We start from the raw sequence: 17279 nt of genomic DNA, 5'->3' as shown, positions 1-17279 counted from the left end.
CCATAAAGCCTAATCTGCTATCCGCCCCGGAGCAAGGCGGGGTGGTTCTCTAGACTTCTGGTCAGCCAAGGGGTCGGATCGGTCCCTGAGCTGAGAAGACAGGCAGAGGGGGACCCCGCGCGGGGAATCGGGGAGATGGTGCCCGGATGGGAACAGAACGAATGGTCGAGGTGGTGGCGAGCGGTGGCCAGGCCGCCGACGATGCCCACGGCACGGTCGCCGAGGCGCTGGCGCCGCGGTTGGCCGCCCGGATGGCCGGTCATGACCGGATCTTCGTCTGGGCGCCGCGGGAGTACCAGCCGGCGGCCACCGTCCGGGCGGCGCTGTCCGCGCTGGTCGGTGAGGACTGGATCGTCGAGGCGGAGCGGGGGACCGCCCGGGCCCGCGCCGCGAACGTCGGTGGCCGCACCATGTTCGTCGACCTGGGCGCCCTGGCGCCGGTCGAGGCACTCAGCCTGGGTGCCCACTGGGATGGGTTGTCCCCCGATTTCCCGGCCAGTCATCTGGTCGCGGTCGCCGAATGCGACGAGCTGGGCGGTCCGGACCTGTCCTGGTTCGACCTGGTCATCGACCATCGCGATCTCAGCGTGCTGGAGTCCGAGGTGCCGCTGCTGCAACCGGCCGCCGCGGGCGACCCGGTGCTCGCTCGCCGGCTGCAACTGCTCACCGGAGGCGTACCGCAACTGCTGGCCGAACCCGGACTGCCCGGAGCCGGCCCCGAGGTTCTCGAACCGGTCTGCCGGGACTGGGCCGAACGCATCTACGACCTGGTCTTCGCCGATCCGCTGCTGGAGGCGCAGGTCTGGGCACCGCGGGCCAGCGGCGAGACCATCCGGCTGCTGACCGGCGCCTGGCAGGAGCGAGCCGTCGAGGCGTGGGAGGTCGAGGTGGCCCGCGCGGCGAGCGTCTTCGTCTCCGGGGTGAGCGTCGAACCGTTCCTGCCCGAGGGCCTGGCCGCCGCGCTGCTGCAGTTGCTGCGCGCCCGCGATCCGGAGCGGGCCGCCGAGACCAGGGGGCGTTTCCTCACCCTCGCCGAGACCCAGCCCGGGATCACCGGACCGGACCGGATGCGGATTCTGACCGGGCTGCGGGGCTGGCGGGAGCTGGATCGGGTGCTGGGGCGGACCGTGCACCTGCTGATCCACCTGAGCCGATTCGACTGTGAGGAGTACGCCGCGCGCTGGCCGGATCATGTGCCCCGCGGTCTGCGGCACCTGGAGGCTGCACGCCGGTTCATCGGTGGCGACCTGTCGCCGGCGGCCGCGCCGCAGGACACCCCGCAGCTCTGGCAGGAGTTCGCGTTCCTGTTCGCCAACGAGGTGATCGAGCCCGATTCGGCGGTCGGTCGGTTGCAGCGCTGGTTCGCCGGCATGGTCGCGAACGGCTGGCCCTCGGACCGGCAACGCGCCGCACAGCTGCTCACCGAGGTCACCGCCGCGCTGGCGTCCGAGGCCGACCAACTGGCCGACGCGGACGCGGCCACCCGCCGCGACGACCTGGCCCTGGTGGCCGGGGTGCTGCTCGGGGTCAGTGAGGCCGCCCTGCAGACCGGCGCCCCCGATGTCGCCCAGGAATGTCACCGCACGGCGTCCCGGATGGGGTTCGTGCTCGGTCCGGCCGTCTGGCAGTACAGCACCCTGTGGCCCGGCACGCTGGTCCGCGGGGCGCTGATCGCCGCCGTCGGCGGCGCGCCGCTCCAGGCGCGTACCCAGTTGGAGCAGTACCGCCAGGTCGCGATCCCGGGGGAACCGACCCACGAGGTGCTGGCCGAGCTGGCCCAGCGCTACAGCTCCGACAATGCGGCCGCGCTGGTCGCCGATCCCGGGACCGCCACCGTCGATCTGGACACCCCACTGGCCCCGCAGCAGCTGCAGGCCGAGGCGCTGCGCCTGGCGCTGCTGAGTGGCCAGGGGATCGCCGCCGACTGGCTGCGGACGATGCTGAGCCGGGCGAGCTGGGGTCAGCGCCCGGAATGGGAATGGTGGCCGGGAATGACCGTGCTCGCGCTGCTCGACGCGCAGGCGGGCCGGGTCGGGTTGGCCGAGAGCCGGCTCGCCAACGGCAGCATCCCCCGGCCGCTCGAGGTGACCGTGCGGGCCAGCATCGAGGTGGCGAAAGGCCAGTACCAGGGCGCGCTCCGGTTGACCGAGCAGGTGCTGCAGCTCGAGGTCATCTCGTTGCGTTGGCGGATGGCGGCCACCGGGGTCCGACTGGCCGCCCTGGCGGCGCGGGACGATGTCGCCTGCGAGGTCGGTGGGTTGCTTGACCGGGAGGACTGGGCCAACAGCCTGGCCGTGGTGGCCCTGCTGCCCGACCCGGCCCGGACGCTGATCGTCGACCGGCTGGGCCCCGATGCCGCCGGTCTGCCCGGTCTGGGGGCGGCACCGCGAACCCCGGACCCGGGCCGCCAGGAGGCGCAACTCACCCCGCGCCAGCTCGAGGTGCTGCGCGCGTTGGCGCACGGCGGCACGATGCCCGCGATCGCGAAGGAGCTGTTCGTCAGCGTCGAGACGGTCCGCTCCACCGCGAAGGAGCTCTATCGGCGCCTGGGTGTGCACAGTCGCGACAGCGCCATCCAGGTCGGCCGGGTACGCGGCCTGATCGACGGCTGAGACCCGGGTACGCCGACCCGTCGGCGGGGGCGTACCGAGGGGTGAGATGGGTGGAATGACGGGTGAAGTCCGCGGGTGATCCGCGCCCCCCACGGCCCGCTCGATGGCCCCATCCAGCACCCGACCGTGCGCCCAGAAGCCCGCCGGACCGGCGTCTGCGCGGGATCACCCACGTTCTCCAGCGCCTCACCCATGGGTGGAATCCGGTGCCGCCAACCCGGCCCGACAACCTTTTGACCGATCGGTTTCATCACCCGCACCATCGAACAGGCATCGGCCGGTGAAACACCCCGATGCCCGCGATCCACGGGGGATCGCACCATTCGGGGACATCGGGGATCTACGGGGAATCGGGGAGCTGTGTCAGAAATCGGTCGTGCACGTCGAGTGCGCACTGGCGGCGCCGGCCGCTGGTCGCGCGCCATCGTTGCTGCCGTGGTGCTGGCGCTGGCCCTGGTCGGTCTGGGGATCGGGCCCGGCCCGGTGGGCACCGCGCAGGCATCGCAGATCACCAAGGGCGATCTGACCTTCACCTACACCCCGAGCCCGACCACGCTGTCCGGACCCGGGTCGGTGACCTACACCTATACGGTCCAGAACAACAGCGGTTCGCGGACCTACTACTACGACTCGATCCGTGATGACCGCTGCTCGGCGATCAGCCCGACCTCGGCCACCATCCGCGCCGGCGGCACCGCGACCTTCACCTGCACCACCACGGTGTCGGTGACCACCACCTCGACGGTGAACTTCAGCTTCTACTACTTGACGCTGTTCTTCGGGCGCACCTACACCCAGGCGTCGCTGACCGAGACGGTCCGGGTGAACAACTCCAGCTACCACCCCCGGTTCGACTGCACCACCCCGACCGCGTTCAACTCCTCCAATGTCGAGGGGCAGCCGACGACCCTGTACAACCAGTACCAGGATCCGACCGGGGCGCAGTTCATCACCGTCGGCACCGCAACCACGCCGAAGGCGCAGTACAACGCGCTCGCCTACAACCCGGCCGACGGCTACCTGTACGCCGTGACCGGGGTGCCCGCCAAGGGCGGTGACAGCACCTGGCTGGGCGGCGCGCGGCTGATCCGGGTCGACGCCAACGGCCAGGTCGAGGACCTCGGTCCGATCACCAGCACCGCCTCCACCTTCAACCAGGACTTCGGCGGCGGCGGGGTGACCTCGGGTGTGATCGCCAATGGCGTCTACTACGTCTCCAACGCAGCGGGTGGCACCGCCACCATCTACCGGATCAACCTGACCGGTGCCCCCACCGCCACCGTGGTCACCAGCAACCCCGATTTCCGGGTGAACGACTACACCGTCATGGGTGGCTACCTCTGGGGCCTTGAGGCCAACTCGGGGACCGCCACCACGGCACCGACGATGCTGCGTTACGACCTCGCCACCGGCACAGTGACCAGGTTCAGCATGTCGACGCTGAATGGTCAGATCCCCGGCGGTCGCATCTACGGTGCGGCCTGGACCTACGGCAACGGCAACCTCGGCTTCTCCGACAACAGCGGCTCCGGGGTCTACCAGATCCAGGTGACCAACCCTGCCTCGAGCAGCCCGACCTTCTCGCTGGTCTACAAGATCTCCGGCCCGGGCTCCTACAACAATGACGGTGCGAGCTGTGGCACCGACGTGCAGGCCGACCTCAAGGTCACCAAGACCGCCACCCCGAGCAGCCCGAAGCCCGGCGGCACCATCACCTGGAATCTGACGATCACCAACCTCGGCCCGGGCACCAGCTCCGGCGGCGTGGTCAAGGACACCGTGCCGGCCGGTTACACCAACCTCAAGGTCGGCTCGGACTACACCGGCGCCTGCACGATCAGCGGCCAGACGGTGACCTGCCTGACCGGGGTGCTGGCCAAGGGTGCCTCCTACGTCATCCCGATCACCGCCACGGTGCCGAACAACACCACCTGCGTGACGAACACCGCCACCATCACCGGCAACGAGCTCGATCCGGTCGCCGGCAACAACACCGGTTCGGTCGAGACCTGCCCGAGCAATGCGATCATCGACGTCACCAAGACCGCGAACACCCCGGTCGCCACCGGACCGGACGCGGCCGGCAACCACACCATCGCGTACTCCATCAAGGTCACCAACTCCGGCACCACCGCCGGCAGCTACACCCAACTGGTCGATGCGCCGCAGTTCAGCCCCGGCACCAGCATCCAGACGGTGACCTGGTCCGGCGGCCCGGCCAACACCGCACCGACCACGGTGTCCGCCGACGCCGACGGCAGCTATCCGATCGGTACCGCTGCCGGCAAGCCGATCGCCGCCGGCGCCACCCACACCTACACGGTCACCGTTGTCTACAAGCAGAATCCGACGAGCACCGACAGGCTCGTCCTCTGCACCCCGAACACCCCCGGCACCGGCCTGTTCAACCAGGTCGGCCTGCCCGAGGAGGACCCCACCAAGGTCGACAACGGCAACAACGCCTGCGCCAACCCGGTCCCGGCGATCCAGGTCGCGAAGACCGTCCGGCGCGCCACCGACACCGGCAACGGCGTCGACAGCCTCTCGGTGAACCGGGGTGACCAGGTCGTCTACGTGTACGCCGTCTCGCTGCCGACCGGTTACACCGAACCGCTGAAGACCATCGGGCTCACCGACGACAAGCTCGGTGCGATCTCCGGGATCGCCGCGCCCGGTGGATACAAGTCCGGTGACAGCAACAGCAACGGCCTGCTGGATCCGGGTGAGACCTGGATCTACTGGTCGGCACCGACCGCGATCTCCGCCAGCGTTGACAATGTCGGCACCGCGACCGGCATCGGCAACGTGACCGCGAGCAAGGTCACCGGCACCGACACCGCCCACGTCACCGCGCTGCAGCCCAGCATCGACCTGGCCAAGGCGCCGGGCACGCTGACCGGTCCGGCCGCCGACGGCGGCTACACCGTCACCTACACCGTGACGGTGAAGAACACCGGCCAGGGCTCGGGCAGCTACGGCCCGATCACCGACACCCTGCAGTTCGACCCGAACCTGGTCCCGCAGACGGCCACCTGGTCGAAGGGCACCACCACCGGGCCGACGACCACCTTCACCGCCGCGCCCCACACCTTCACCGTCGGTGCGATCACCAGCACGCCGCTGGCCGCCGGTGCCACCGACACCTACACCGTGACCGTCCGCTACCTGCCCAAGGGGGCGCCGGCGGCCGCGATCTGCACCGCCCCGAACACCGGGCTGTACAACTCGGTCGCGCTGCCCAGTGGCCAGGAAACCGATACCAGCAACAATTCCGCCTGTGTCGCACCCCCGCGGTTCGCGGTCCAGAAGGCCGTCGACGGTTCGGCTCCCGGCACCACCGGCCCGACGCAGACCGCGGCCCACGATGCCGCGACCGGCACCTTCTCGACCACGGTCACCTACAGGGTCACCGTCACCAACACCGGCACCGTCGTGTACGCCCACCCGGCCATCACCGATACCGCCACCGTCTTCACCGGCTTCACCCGCACCGGCATCACCCTGAACGGCACCGCGGTGACCCCGGCCGCCGATGGCAGCTTCACCATCCCGGCCGCGACCAGCACGCTGGCACCCGGTGCCACGACGGTCTACACGGTCGTGGTGACCGCCAGTGGCAAGCCGACCGCGACCCAGTGGGAGCAGGCGAAGGCCTGCAACACCGCGGGGCCCGGTACGCCCGGTGGCGGCATCTTCAACCGGGTCACGATGGCCGCCGATTCCGATGGCGCCGACAACAACGACGCCTGCGCACCGATCGTGCCACCCACCCAGGTGATGCGTGTGGTCAAGCAGGGCCTGAACTGCGACACCGACCAGCCCACCTGCCCGCTGACCGGCGCCCAGTTCTCGTTGTACACCAGCGATCCGAGCGCCCCCGGGGCCACCGCGGTCCAGAACGGCATCACCCCGAACACCGCCAATGGGGCGCTGTTCGACTCATCCTCCTTGATCCTCGGCGAGTACTGGCTCGTCGAAACCAGGGCACCGGACGGATTCTCGCTGCTCGCGCAGCCGATCCACTTCCGGCTCACCGCGAACGGCGTGACCCTGCTGGCTCCCACCAGCAGCACGGTCACGCTCAAGACGGGCGACCCGCTGACCGTGGTGGTCAACGACGTCACACCCGCCCCGCTGCCCAAGGCGGGCGGCAACGGCAGCTGGCCGTACCTGTTGACCGGCATGGCCCTGCTCGGCCTTGCCCTGGCGTATTACTTCCGGCCCCTGGGCCACCTCAGGCTTTCGGGTCACCGCAAGTCCTCCTAACCATCACAAGAAGGAAAACAATGAACCACCAGACTCGCTTGGCAGCGGCCGTCCTCTCCGCTGTCGCGGTGACCACCTTCGGCCTGTCGGCCCCCATGGCCCTGGCCGATCCCGGTAACCCGTACGCCGTCGGCGGCGTGAGCCAGGAGAACACCGCCAACAAGGCGCTGATCAACCCGGACGCGACCGTGCAGCTGTCGATCCACAAGTACCTCGGTGCCGCCACCGGTGCCGCGAGCAACGGCACCCAGCAGAACGTCACCCTGCCGCCGCTGGCCGGGGTCAACTTCGACGTCTACCAGGTCTTCACCGACGCCGCCCACACCCAGCCGATCGACCTGACCACCAACACCGGCTGGACCGCCGCCGCGGCCATCAACGGCCACGTGCCGACCCCGGCCGAGATCGCCGTCGGCTCCTTCACCGTCAACGGCACCACCTACTACATCGCGAAGTCCGCGACGGTGACCACCGACGCCACCGGCACCGCGACCTTCACCAAGCCCGACGGTGTCGGCCTCTACCTGGTCAACGAGAACCTGAGCACCTCGGGCACCGTGACCAGCAACGGCAGCACCATCGACAAGGGCACCATCTCCCCGGCCGCGGCGTTCTTCGTCACCCTGCCGATGACCAACCCGGACGACACCAGCCGCTGGATGTACGACGTCAACGTCTACCCGAAGAACCAGAGCGACAGCTCCCGCAAGGAGGTGACCGACCAGGGCACCACCACCGCCGAGGGCAACAACGCCGGCAACCATGGCGTCAAGTACACGATCACCTCGACCATCACCGACGGCATGTCCGGCGCGCAGATGGGCACCTACGTGATCAACGACCAGCTCGATCCGCGGATCGGCTACGTCGGCACCACCGTCGCCATCGATCCCGACGGTGACACCGGTACCGCGGCCCTGGTCACCCTGACCGAGGGCACCGACTACACCGTCGCCACCTCCGGCACCACCCTGGTCAAGGTGACCTTCACCTCGACCGGTCTGAACAAGCTGGCCGCCGCGAACTCGGCCAACCCGGCCGCGACCGTCGTCACCACCATCGACGGCACCGTCAACGAGCAGGGTGGCAGCGGTGAGATCACCAACGTCGCCACCGTGATCCCGAACAAGCCGTGGGTCGACGCGAACCCCGGAAACCCCGGCATCCCGACCAACCCGGTGGAGTCGAAGTACGGCAACATCGAGGTGAACAAGTACGACCCGGCCGACAGCAACGCCACCGCCGCCATGGCCGGCGCGGTCTTCCAGGTCTTCGCCGACCCGACCCCCGGTGACGGCGTCTGCACCGCCGGCGATGTGTCCGGCACCCCGATCAACACCGCCACCGTCGGCAGCGACGGCAAGGCCACCTTCACCGGCCTGCAGACCTCGGACTTCTACAACAACACCGCGGTCACCGACCCGACCAAGTACCAGAGCTACTGCCTGGTCGAGACCAAGGCCCCGGCCGGCTACAACCTGTCCTCCGAGGCGGTCTACGTGACCATCATGTCGAACACCGCCACCGACACCACCCCGGCCGTGGCGATCCAGCGGGTCGCCAACCAGAAGGCCAACCTGGGCAACCAGCTGCCGCTCACCGGTGGCAACGGCATCGCGGCGCTGAGCGTCGGCGGACTGCTGCTGATCGGTGGTGGCCTGGCCTACTACGCCATGACCTCGCGCAAGCGTCGTCAGCAGGCCTGACCCAGACGTGGGCGGGCGGGGCAGCCCCGAGGCCCCCGCCCGTCCACCCTCCACAATCCCCACTGACACAGCGATCCGAGGAAACGATGCAGAAAGCATTCAGCCGGCTGGCGGAACTGCTGCGCCGCTGTGTCGTCCTCGGACTGCTGCTGGCCGGCGCGTTCAGCGTCGGCCAACCGGTCGCCGAGGCGGTCGCCAATGACCGCGCCACCCAGCAGGCCGCCACAACCTACGCCGAATCGGTGCGGTCACTGCCGGCCGAGCAGCTCTCCGCCGACCTGACCGCCGCCCGGGCGTACAACGCCGCCCTCTCACCCCGCGCCCTGACCGATCCCTGGGGCGCCACGGTCGGTGCGGACACCGCGCACCGCACCTACCTCGACACCCTGCCCGGCCCGGCCATGGGCCGGTTGCGGATCCCCGCGATCGCTGTGGACATGCCGATCCGGCACGATGCCGACGAGGTGTCGCTGGCCGCCGGGGTGGGCCACATGTATGGCTCCTCGCTGCCGGTCGGCGGCCCCGACACCCATGCGGTGCTCGCCGCGCACAGCGGCATGCGCAGCCAGACCTTCTTCGACCGGTTGCCGGAACTGCAACCGGGGGAGCGGTTCACCATCGAGGTCGCCGGCACCACCCTCACCTATCAGGTCGACCAGATCCGGGTCGTCGAGCCGACCGAGCTGGAGGCCGTCGGCCGGGTACCGGGTCAGGACCTGGTCACCCTGGTCACCTGTTACACCCCGCCGGGCGGGCACCGGGAACGGATGCTGGTCCGCGCAGTCCGGGTCACCGATCCCGCACCGGTCGACACCGAGACCGTGCAGGCCACCGCCACCACCCGGACCGCCGCGTCGATGCTCGGCCTGCCGCCGGTCCAGGACTGGATGCGGCCCCGGCTCTGGATCTCCGGCGGCGCACTCACCGTCGCCGCGCTGATGCTGTTCGGCTGGCTGATCACCGACATCCGGCGGGCCCATCGCCTGCGGAACAAGGAGAATTCCCGATGAGCGACACCCAGGTCCGCACCTCCTCGGGTCCCCGGCGGGCCGTCGAATCCCGCCGGAAGTTGCATCGGCTGATCCCGATCCTACTGGTCATCGCCGGGGTGATGGTGCTGCTCTATCCGGTGGCCGCCACCCAGTTCAACAACATCAAGCAGCGCCAGTTCGCCCAGCAGTACAACCAGCAGGTCGACAAACTCTCCGATGCCGACCGGATCGCCGAACTGGAACGGGCCCGGGCCTACAACTCGACCCTGGCCGGCGTACCCATCCTGGATCCCTATCTGGAGCGGGCATCCAATCCGGAATCCGGTGCCTACCGCGACTACCAGAGCCAGCTCGCCCGATTCGAGATGATGGCCCGGGTGCGGGTGCCCTCGGCCGGGATCGACCTGCCGATCTACCACGGCACCAGCGATGAGGTGATCGCCAAGGGTGCGGGGCATCTCTACGGCACCTCGCTGCCGGTCGGCGGCGCGGGCACCCACTCGGTGCTGACCAGCCACACCGGGATGTCGAACGCGACCCTGTTCGACCACCTGACCTCGGTGAAGCAGGGCGACCTCATCTACATCGACGTGATGGGTGAGACGCTCGCCTACAGGGTGGATCAGATCAAGGTGGTGCTGCCCACCGAGATCGGAGACCTGAAAGCCGTTCCTGGCAAGGATTACGTGACGCTGTTCACCTGCACGCCCTATGCCATCAACACCCACCGGTTGCTGGTCCGCGCCGAGCGGGTGCCCGACACCCCGACCGCCGCCGACCGGGCCGCCCAGGCCGCTCCCGGTTTCACCCTGGAACCGTGGATGTGGTGGCTGATCCTCGGTGCGAGCGTCGGCCTGCTGGTGGCCATCCTGATCGCCGTCCGCGAGTGGCGTCGTCGCCGCGCGAACCGGGTGCAGGGGGCGCGGGTAGCCTGACCGGGTGAGCGTCTGGGAGCTGGGGCCGGGTGTGCTCGAGCTTCCCTCGGGGCGCCGGGTACGCGGTCGTTCGCTGCGCAACCGGCCCGCCGAGCCGGCCGACTTCTCCCTGTACCTGTTGACATTCCGGCCACGCCGCCTCAGCGGCCGATACGAGTGGCTCCGGTGGCCCGACTTCGGTCTGCCGTTGCGGCCGCGGAACGCGCACGTGCTGATCGCCATGATGTACGCCCGCAGCGCGCGCGAGCGGGTCGAGATCTGTTGCGGCGGCGGGGTCGGCCGCACCGGCACCGTGCTGGCCGCGCTCGCCATGCTGGACGGGTTCACCCGCGACCAGGCCGTCGCGCATGTGCGGGCCCACTACCATCCCCGGGCCGTCGAAACCCCGTGGCAACGGCATTTCCTGTCGACGTTCATCGAGTAGGTCGCGCAGCGACCGTGTCGAGATGAACTCGTGATCCAACCGTGACGATCCCACCGGAACTGATCCGTACCCCGAACCCGTGCTGGGCAGGGAACCGAGGAGGATCCCATGCCCGTACCACCGCTCGCCCGCTTCGCGCTCGCCCCCATCGCTGCACTGTCCCTCACCCTGCTCGCCGGCTGCAGCGGACAGACCGCCAGTCCCAGCATCGGGGTGGCCGCGCCGCCGAACGCGAGGCCGGCCGATGCGCCGGCGCGGGCGCCGCGCACCCAACAGGTTGAGCCGCCGGATCGCGGTGACCGGCCCCCTCCGACGGCGCCACCGACCGGCCCGCCAAGCTCCAACCCCAGCGTCGATCCCCGCAGCGACAACCGATCCACCTTCGCCCTGGACGTGGACACCGGCTCCTGGACCCGGGCCCGCGCCCAGCTGAGCAACGACCGCCGCCCGGACCGGTCCCAGGTGCGCACCGAGGAGTTCGTGAACTCCTTCGAGCAGGGTTATCGCCGCCCCGCCGACGGGCTCGCGGTGCAGATCGACGGCACCGGGGTGCCCGCGTTCGAGTCCCCCCCCACCAGGGTGCTGCGGGTCGGCGTACAGGCCGCCGAACAGGACCCGCGGACCCGGCCACCGGCCAACCTGACCTTCGTCATCGACGTCTCCGGTTCGATGGCGGCACCCGAACGGCTGGGCCTGGTCAAGTCTTCGCTGAACCAGCTCGTCGGCGCGCTGCGCCCCGACGACACGGTCGGCATCGTCGTCTACTCCGACAACACCCGCGTCGTGCTGGGCCCGACCCGCGCCGCCCGGGCCGATCGCATCCGCGGCGTCATCGACGACCTGCGCACCGAGGGTTCCACCAATGTCGAGGCCGGCCTCGCCCTGGGTTATGAGCAGGCGCTCGCGCAGCGCCGCGAGGGGGCGCTGAATCGCGTCGTGCTGCTCAGCGACGGCGTCGCCAATGTCGGCAACACCGGCCCGGAAGCGATCCTGCAGACCATCGGGAAGGCCGCCCAGCAACGCATCGACCTGGTCACCGTCGGCTTCGGCCTGGACTCCTACAACGACACGCTGATGGAACAGCTCGCCGACCGCGGCAACGGCTTCCACGCCTATGTCGACGACGAGATCGAGGCCCGGCGGATCTTCGTGCAGCGGCTCGCCAGCACCCTGGTGGTCACCGCCCGCGATGCCAAGGCGCAGGTCAGCTTCGATCCCGACCAGGTCGAGTCCTATCGGCTGCTGGGCTATGAGAACCGCGACGTCGCCGACGAGGACTTCCGCGACGACAGCGTCGACGGCGGTGAGGTCGGCGCCGGCCACAGCGTGACCGCGCTCTATGAGGTGACGCTGCGGCCCGGTGGCGTACCGGTCCGCCCGCTCGCCACCGCCACCATCCGTTATCAGCACCCCGACACCCGCGCACCGATCGAACGCAGCGCCGAGCTCAACGCGCTCCAGCTCGCCCAGAGCCCCGCGCAGGCGTCCCCCGGGTTGCAGCAGAGCATCGCGGTCGCCGAACTGGCCGAATCGCTGCGCGGCACCGGCTGGGCGTCGCGGCGTACGCCGGCAGCGGTCGCCACCGACTGCGCGGCCGTCGCCGCCCGGATCGGCGATCCCGCCTCGGCCGAGCTGGCCGACCTGGCCCGCCGGGCGGCCGGCTGACTTCGGCGGCGTGGGTATCGTGCGGGTACGTGACGGAATCGACTTCGAACGCGACCGGCCGGCCCACCTTCGCCGCCTCGGTCGCCCCGGACGGCAGTGCCTTCGCGCACCTGGTCGAGGTCGACGGCTACCCGCGTGCGGTGCAGCGCTGGCTGCGCGGCGGGCTGCGGTTCTCCGGTTCCCGGTTCGTCCGGCTGCCGGTCGAGGGCCCCGTCTCCGCGCTGCGGCACTCCCCGGACGGCAAGTGGCTGGCCCTGGAGATCGAGCCGCACGGCAGCAACCGGCACCAGGTCTGGGTGGTCACCACCGACCCCGAGGATCCGCAGTCCTGGCGGATCGACGACGGGCTCACCGACCCCCGCGCCAACGCGTTGCTGATCGGCTGGGACGGCCAGCGGATCGCGCTCGCCGTGGAGGGTGCCGACGATCTCGGTGAGGCCCGGCTGGTCGACCCGGCGACCCGCGAGGTGGAGATCGTCGACCGCCGCCGCGAGGGCCGGCTGTTCGACTCCTGGGGTGGCGCCCACCTGATCCGCACCGGGCCGCGCAGCCATCGCGGTCTGATCCTGCTGCACGAGGGCCGGGAACGTGAACTGCTCGGCGGCGACCCGGGTTCGAGCACCGAACAGGCCCAGGTGCTCACCGATCGTCGGCCCAGCGCGCTGCCCGCGGAGGCCGGGGAACCGCTGCGGTTGCTGGTCCGCAGCGACCACGGCGCCGACCGCTCCCGGCTGCTGCGGCTGACCATCCCGACCGCGCCGAGCACCGACGACCTCGCCGTCGAGGTGCTCGCCGAACGCGCCGGCTGCGATCTCGATGAGTTCGCGGTGAGCGCCGACGGCCGGTTCGCCACCCTGCTCTGGAACGTCGACGGCGGTCATTCGGTGCTGCAACTGTTCGACCTGCGCACCGACAGGCTGCTGCCGCCGCTCACGCTGTCCGCCGAGGTCGCCTCCGAGGCCAGCCTCTCCGCCGAGGGATCATTGCTGGCGGTGACCGCGCAGGGTCCGGAGCAGCGGCGTACGGTCAGCCTGATCGACCCGCGCGATCCCGGGCCCTGGATCCCGGTCGAGGAACCGCCCGAGCCGCGCGGCGACCCGGTGCTGCCGCAGTGGCGGCGGTTCCCGGCGAGCGACGGGCTGGAGCTGAACGGCTGGTGGTACGCCCCGCCCGAGGGCTGGTCCGCCCCCGGACCGGTCGCGCTCTGGTTCCACGGTGGACCGGAGGGGCAGTCACGGCCCGAGTACAGCTACGTCTTCCCGACCCTGCTCGCCGCCGGGATCGCGGTCTTCGCGCCGAACGTCCGCGGCAGCGGCGGCTTCGGCCGCGCCTTCGTGCACGCCGACGAGGGGCCGCTGCGGCACCGGGCGATCGCCGACGTGGTCGACGTGGTCGGCCACCTGGTCGGCGCCGGTCTCGCCGACCCGGAGCGGATCGCGATCACCGGCCGCTCCTACGGCGGCTATCTGACCAATGCGGCGCTGGCCTTCCACCCGGGGCTGTTCCGCGCCGGGGTGGCGATCTGCGGGATGAGCGATCTGCAGACCTTCTATCGCGACACCGAGCCCTGGATCGGGCTGGCGGCGTACTCCAAATATGGTCACCCGGTCCACGATGCCGAGCTGCTCGCCGAGCTGTCGCCGCTGCACCGGGTGGCGGCGATCGAGGTGCCGCTGCTCACCCTGCACGGTTCGGCCGACACCAATGTGCCGGTCAACGAATCGCGGCAGATCGTCGCCGCGCTGGCCGCCCTCGGCCGGCGTACCGAATCGGTGGTCTTCCCTGGGGAGGGGCACGAGTTCACCCGGCCGGAGAACCAGCAGCGGTTGGCCGACCTGGTCCGGGACTGGATCATCCCCGAGATCTGCTGAACCGGCCCCGATACCGGCGTTAGCCTGTGGGGCATGGATGCCGCGCAGAACCAGCAGGCGAAACAGGACTGGCTCGACTTCCGCCGCGCCCGCGAGGACGAACTGCGCCGGCCCTATGGCTGGTTGACCCTGCAGAGCTTCCACTGGTTGCCGGAGACCCCCACCGAACTGCCCGGGCTGCCCGGGCGCTGGTCCACCGACGGTGAGCAGGCGTTCTGCGACGCCGATCCCGGCGATCAGCTGGTCGCCGACGGTGAACCGCTGGCCGGGCGCAGCGCCGTCACGGTCGCCGAGACCGGCCGGATCCCCTGGCTGCGGCACGGCGACCGGGAGATCGAGCTGTTGCGTCGCGGCGGTCGGCTGGCGATCCGGGTACGCGCCCAGAGCTCACCGGAGCGGGAGTCCTTCCGCGGCATCCCGGTCTACGACTACGACCCGGTGTGGGTGATCCCGGCCCGGTTCACCGCATATCCGCCCGGCCGGATCGCCGATGTCGGCACCCACCGCCCCGACCTGCGCCAGCAGCTGCCGGCCCTCGGCGAGCTCGAGTTCACCGCCGGAGGTGCGCCGCAGCGACTGGTGGTGACCACCATCAAGGCCGGGCCGAGCATCGAGTTCCACGACCCGACCAACGATGCCGAGACCCCGGCCTGGCGGCAGCTCAAGTTCGCCGAACCGGACGCCGACGGCCACGTCGTGCTGGACTTCAACCGCACCATCAACATGTGGTTCGCCTTCACCGACCACGCCACCTGCCCCCGCCCCAGCGAGGGCAACACGATCACCGTTCCGGTGCGCGCGGGGGAGCGGGCAGCGCCGCCGCCACCCGCAGCCACGGATCCCGATCGTCGCTGACCAGCAGCAGATCGGCGCGCTCGCCGACGGTCAGGGTGCCGGTGTCCGGCAGCCCGGCGACCCGGGCCGGACCCGAGGTCACGAACCCGACGGCGGCGGGCAGCCCCAGCTCGGGGGCGAGCACCGACACCGAGCCGAGCAGCGCGGTCGGCAGATAGTCCGAGGCCAGCGCATCCAGCAGCCCGGCCCGCGCCAGCTCACCGGCGGAGACGTTGCCGTTGTGGGACCCGCCGCGCAGCACGTTCGGCGCGCCCGCGACGATCAGCAACCCGGCCGCCCGGGCGGCCTCGGCGGCGGCCCGGGTGGTCGGGAACTCGGCCACCGCGGCACCGAGCTCGACGAGCTCGGCGACCGCCTCCGGCGAGTCCGGATCATGACCCATCAGCCGGATCGCACCGCTGCGGGCCAGTTCGCCCAGCCAGGCGAGGTTCGCCCGGCGTACCGGTTCCTTCTCGGCCGCCTCCAGCCGCAGCGACTCCACCTGGGCGCGGGCCTCCTCGGGGGTCTTGCCGTCGGCGCCGACGATGTAGGTGACGAGGTGCTCGGGGTCCACGTATTGGCCCTGACCGGGCGTGTGGTCCTCGTGGGAGACCAGCGGCGGCACCCCGTCGTCGGTACGCTCGGCCAGCCAGGTCCGCAGGGTGGCCGCGCCCGGTTCGCTGAGCACGTCCAACCGGTGCAGGATCCGGTGCCGGACTCCGTGGCCGGGGTGCCCGCTCACCGAACGGCACAACGCCAGCGCCGCCTCCGGTTCCCGGATCACGCCGCGGGCCTGCTTGTGCTGGAAACCGGCGCCGTGGAACATCGTCAGCACCCCGGCGGCGGCCAGCCTGTCCTCGAAGCTGCCGAGCACGAAGTCCCAGGGCAGCACCGCCGAGGGCCGCGGTGCCCGCTCCTTCTCCAGCGCATCGGAGTGCACATCGATCAACCCGGGCAGCAGCAACCGGCCCCGGCCGTCCAGGTCGCCCGGCAGCATCCGGTCGGTGATCTCGGCGATCCGGCCCTCGCGCACCACCACCGACGCACTCGGCAGCACCCGGTCGGGCAGCACCGCCCGCACCCCGGACAGCACATAGTCGGTCGGCGCGCTGCCGATCGGCCAGCCGTCGGTGCGGGTCGCGGTATCGGTCAGCTGACTCATCGGGCGGCCTCCAACTCGTGTTCCAGCGGATCGGTGAGGTGATCGGCGAGCGCGCTGTGTTGCTGTGCCAGCACCGATTCCGGGGTTCCGTCGGCGACGATCCGGCCGTTCTCCACCACCAGCAACCGGCTCGCCAGCCGGCGGATGATCTTCATGTCGTGATAGACCGCGAGCACCGACACGTCCTGGGCGCGCAGGTCCTCGATCAGCAGCAGCGCCTTCTCCCGGTTGTGCGGGTCGAGGGCCGACACCGGCTCGTCGAGCAGCAGCAACCGCGGCGGGCTGACGGTGCCGGCGGCCAGGTTGACCCGCTGCCGCTCGCCACCGGACAGGACGCTGCAATCCACGTCCCACAAGGGTTTGTCGATGCCGAGCCGGTTCAGTGCCTCACCGGCGGTCTGGTACGCCTCGGCCTGCGGCAGGCCGCGGCGACGGGCGGCGCGGATCACCAGTTCCAGTGGACCGACCCGCGGCGGGGCCTGCAGGAACTGCGACACATAACCCAGTTCGCGGCCGCGGATCCGGGCCAGCTGACGGTCCGGCAGTGCGGTCAGCTCGACGGCACCGCTCGGGGTGTGCAGCACCACGGTGCCGGAATCGGGCAGATAGCTGCGATAGAGGCAGCGCAGCAGGCTGGACTTGCCGGCCCCGGAGGCACCGGCCACCGCGACATGCTCCCCGGTGCCGACGGTCAACGACACCCCGGCCAGGCTGGTCACCTGCCGACCACCGACGGCGTGCAGGGTGAAGGTCTTCACCAGATCGGTGACGCTCAGAATCGCTTCGCTACTGTGCATCCTCGAGTTCGCTTC

At 70.6% G+C, this 17279-nt stretch carries 11 protein-coding genes; 9 read left to right on the top strand and 2 right to left on the bottom strand.

What is annotated here, in order from left to right; all coding sequences use genetic code 11:
- Positions 1 to 146: 146 nt before the first annotated feature.
- The 9 genes from BI335_RS04380 (at position 147) to BI335_RS04340 (ending at position 15326) form a co-directional block, all read left to right on the top strand.
- A complete protein-coding gene (locus tag BI335_RS04380; protein ID WP_133625991.1) occupies positions 147 to 2612 on the top strand; it encodes a helix-turn-helix transcriptional regulator in 2466 nt (821 codons plus the stop codon).
- Between the two features lie 387 nt (positions 2613 to 2999).
- A complete protein-coding gene (locus BI335_RS04375; RefSeq protein ID WP_144009068.1) occupies positions 3000 to 6878 on the top strand; it encodes a DUF6923 family protein in 3879 nt (1292 codons plus the stop codon).
- 20 nt (positions 6879 to 6898) lie between these two features.
- Positions 6899 to 8584, top strand: coding sequence for a SpaH/EbpB family LPXTG-anchored major pilin (locus BI335_RS04370; RefSeq protein WP_094355194.1), 1686 nt, complete (start codon positions 6899 to 6901; stop codon positions 8582 to 8584).
- Between the two features lie 86 nt (positions 8585 to 8670).
- On the top strand, positions 8671 to 9594 hold the full coding sequence (locus tag BI335_RS04365) for a class C sortase (RefSeq protein WP_094355193.1): 924 nt from the start codon (positions 8671 to 8673) through the stop codon (positions 9592 to 9594).
- Complete coding sequence (locus BI335_RS04360) at positions 9591 to 10511, top strand: class C sortase (RefSeq protein WP_094355192.1); 921 nt, start codon at positions 9591 to 9593, stop codon at positions 10509 to 10511. The genes BI335_RS04365 and BI335_RS04360 overlap by 4 nt, the downstream gene beginning before the upstream one ends.
- Before the next feature lie 4 nt (positions 10512 to 10515).
- Positions 10516 to 10935 (top strand): protein-tyrosine phosphatase family protein, encoded by a 420-nt coding sequence (locus BI335_RS04355; RefSeq protein WP_094355191.1) that lies wholly within the window; start codon positions 10516 to 10518, stop codon positions 10933 to 10935.
- A 108-nt stretch (positions 10936 to 11043) separates the two neighbouring features.
- Positions 11044 to 12600 carry a vWA domain-containing protein gene (locus BI335_RS04350; protein WP_094355190.1) on the top strand — a complete coding sequence of 519 codons (1557 nt, stop codon included), beginning with the start codon at positions 11044 to 11046 and terminating at the stop codon, positions 12598 to 12600.
- A 29-nt stretch (positions 12601 to 12629) separates the two neighbouring features.
- Positions 12630 to 14471, top strand: a complete 1842-nt coding sequence (locus BI335_RS04345; protein WP_094355189.1) for an alpha/beta hydrolase family protein — start codon at positions 12630 to 12632, stop codon at positions 14469 to 14471.
- Between the two features lie 33 nt (positions 14472 to 14504).
- Positions 14505 to 15326 carry a DUF1684 domain-containing protein gene (locus BI335_RS04340; RefSeq protein WP_094355188.1) on the top strand — a complete coding sequence of 274 codons (822 nt, stop codon included), beginning with the start codon at positions 14505 to 14507 and terminating at the stop codon, positions 15324 to 15326.
- Here the strand turns inward: BI335_RS04340 and BI335_RS04335 are convergent.
- Both BI335_RS04335 and BI335_RS04330 read right to left on the bottom strand, forming a co-directional pair.
- Positions 15253 to 16467 carry an alpha-D-ribose 1-methylphosphonate 5-triphosphate diphosphatase gene (locus BI335_RS04335; protein ID WP_094355187.1) on the bottom strand — a complete coding sequence of 405 codons (1215 nt, stop codon included), beginning with the start codon at positions 16465 to 16467 and terminating at the stop codon, positions 15253 to 15255. The genes BI335_RS04340 and BI335_RS04335 overlap by 74 nt on opposite strands.
- Positions 16464 to 17264, bottom strand: a complete 801-nt coding sequence (locus tag BI335_RS04330) for an ATP-binding cassette domain-containing protein (RefSeq protein ID WP_094355186.1) — start codon at positions 17262 to 17264, stop codon at positions 16464 to 16466. Before BI335_RS04330 ends, BI335_RS04335 begins: the two co-directional genes overlap by 4 nt.
- Between the last annotated feature and the right edge of the window lie 15 nt (positions 17265 to 17279).

The sequence above is a fragment of the Enemella evansiae genome (assembly GCF_002250705.1).
GTDB classification, from domain to species: domain Bacteria; phylum Actinomycetota; class Actinomycetes; order Propionibacteriales; family Propionibacteriaceae; genus Enemella; species Enemella evansiae.
The sequence above is the reverse complement of the archived record's forward strand: the minus strand, read 5'-3'. Positions and strand labels throughout refer to the sequence as shown.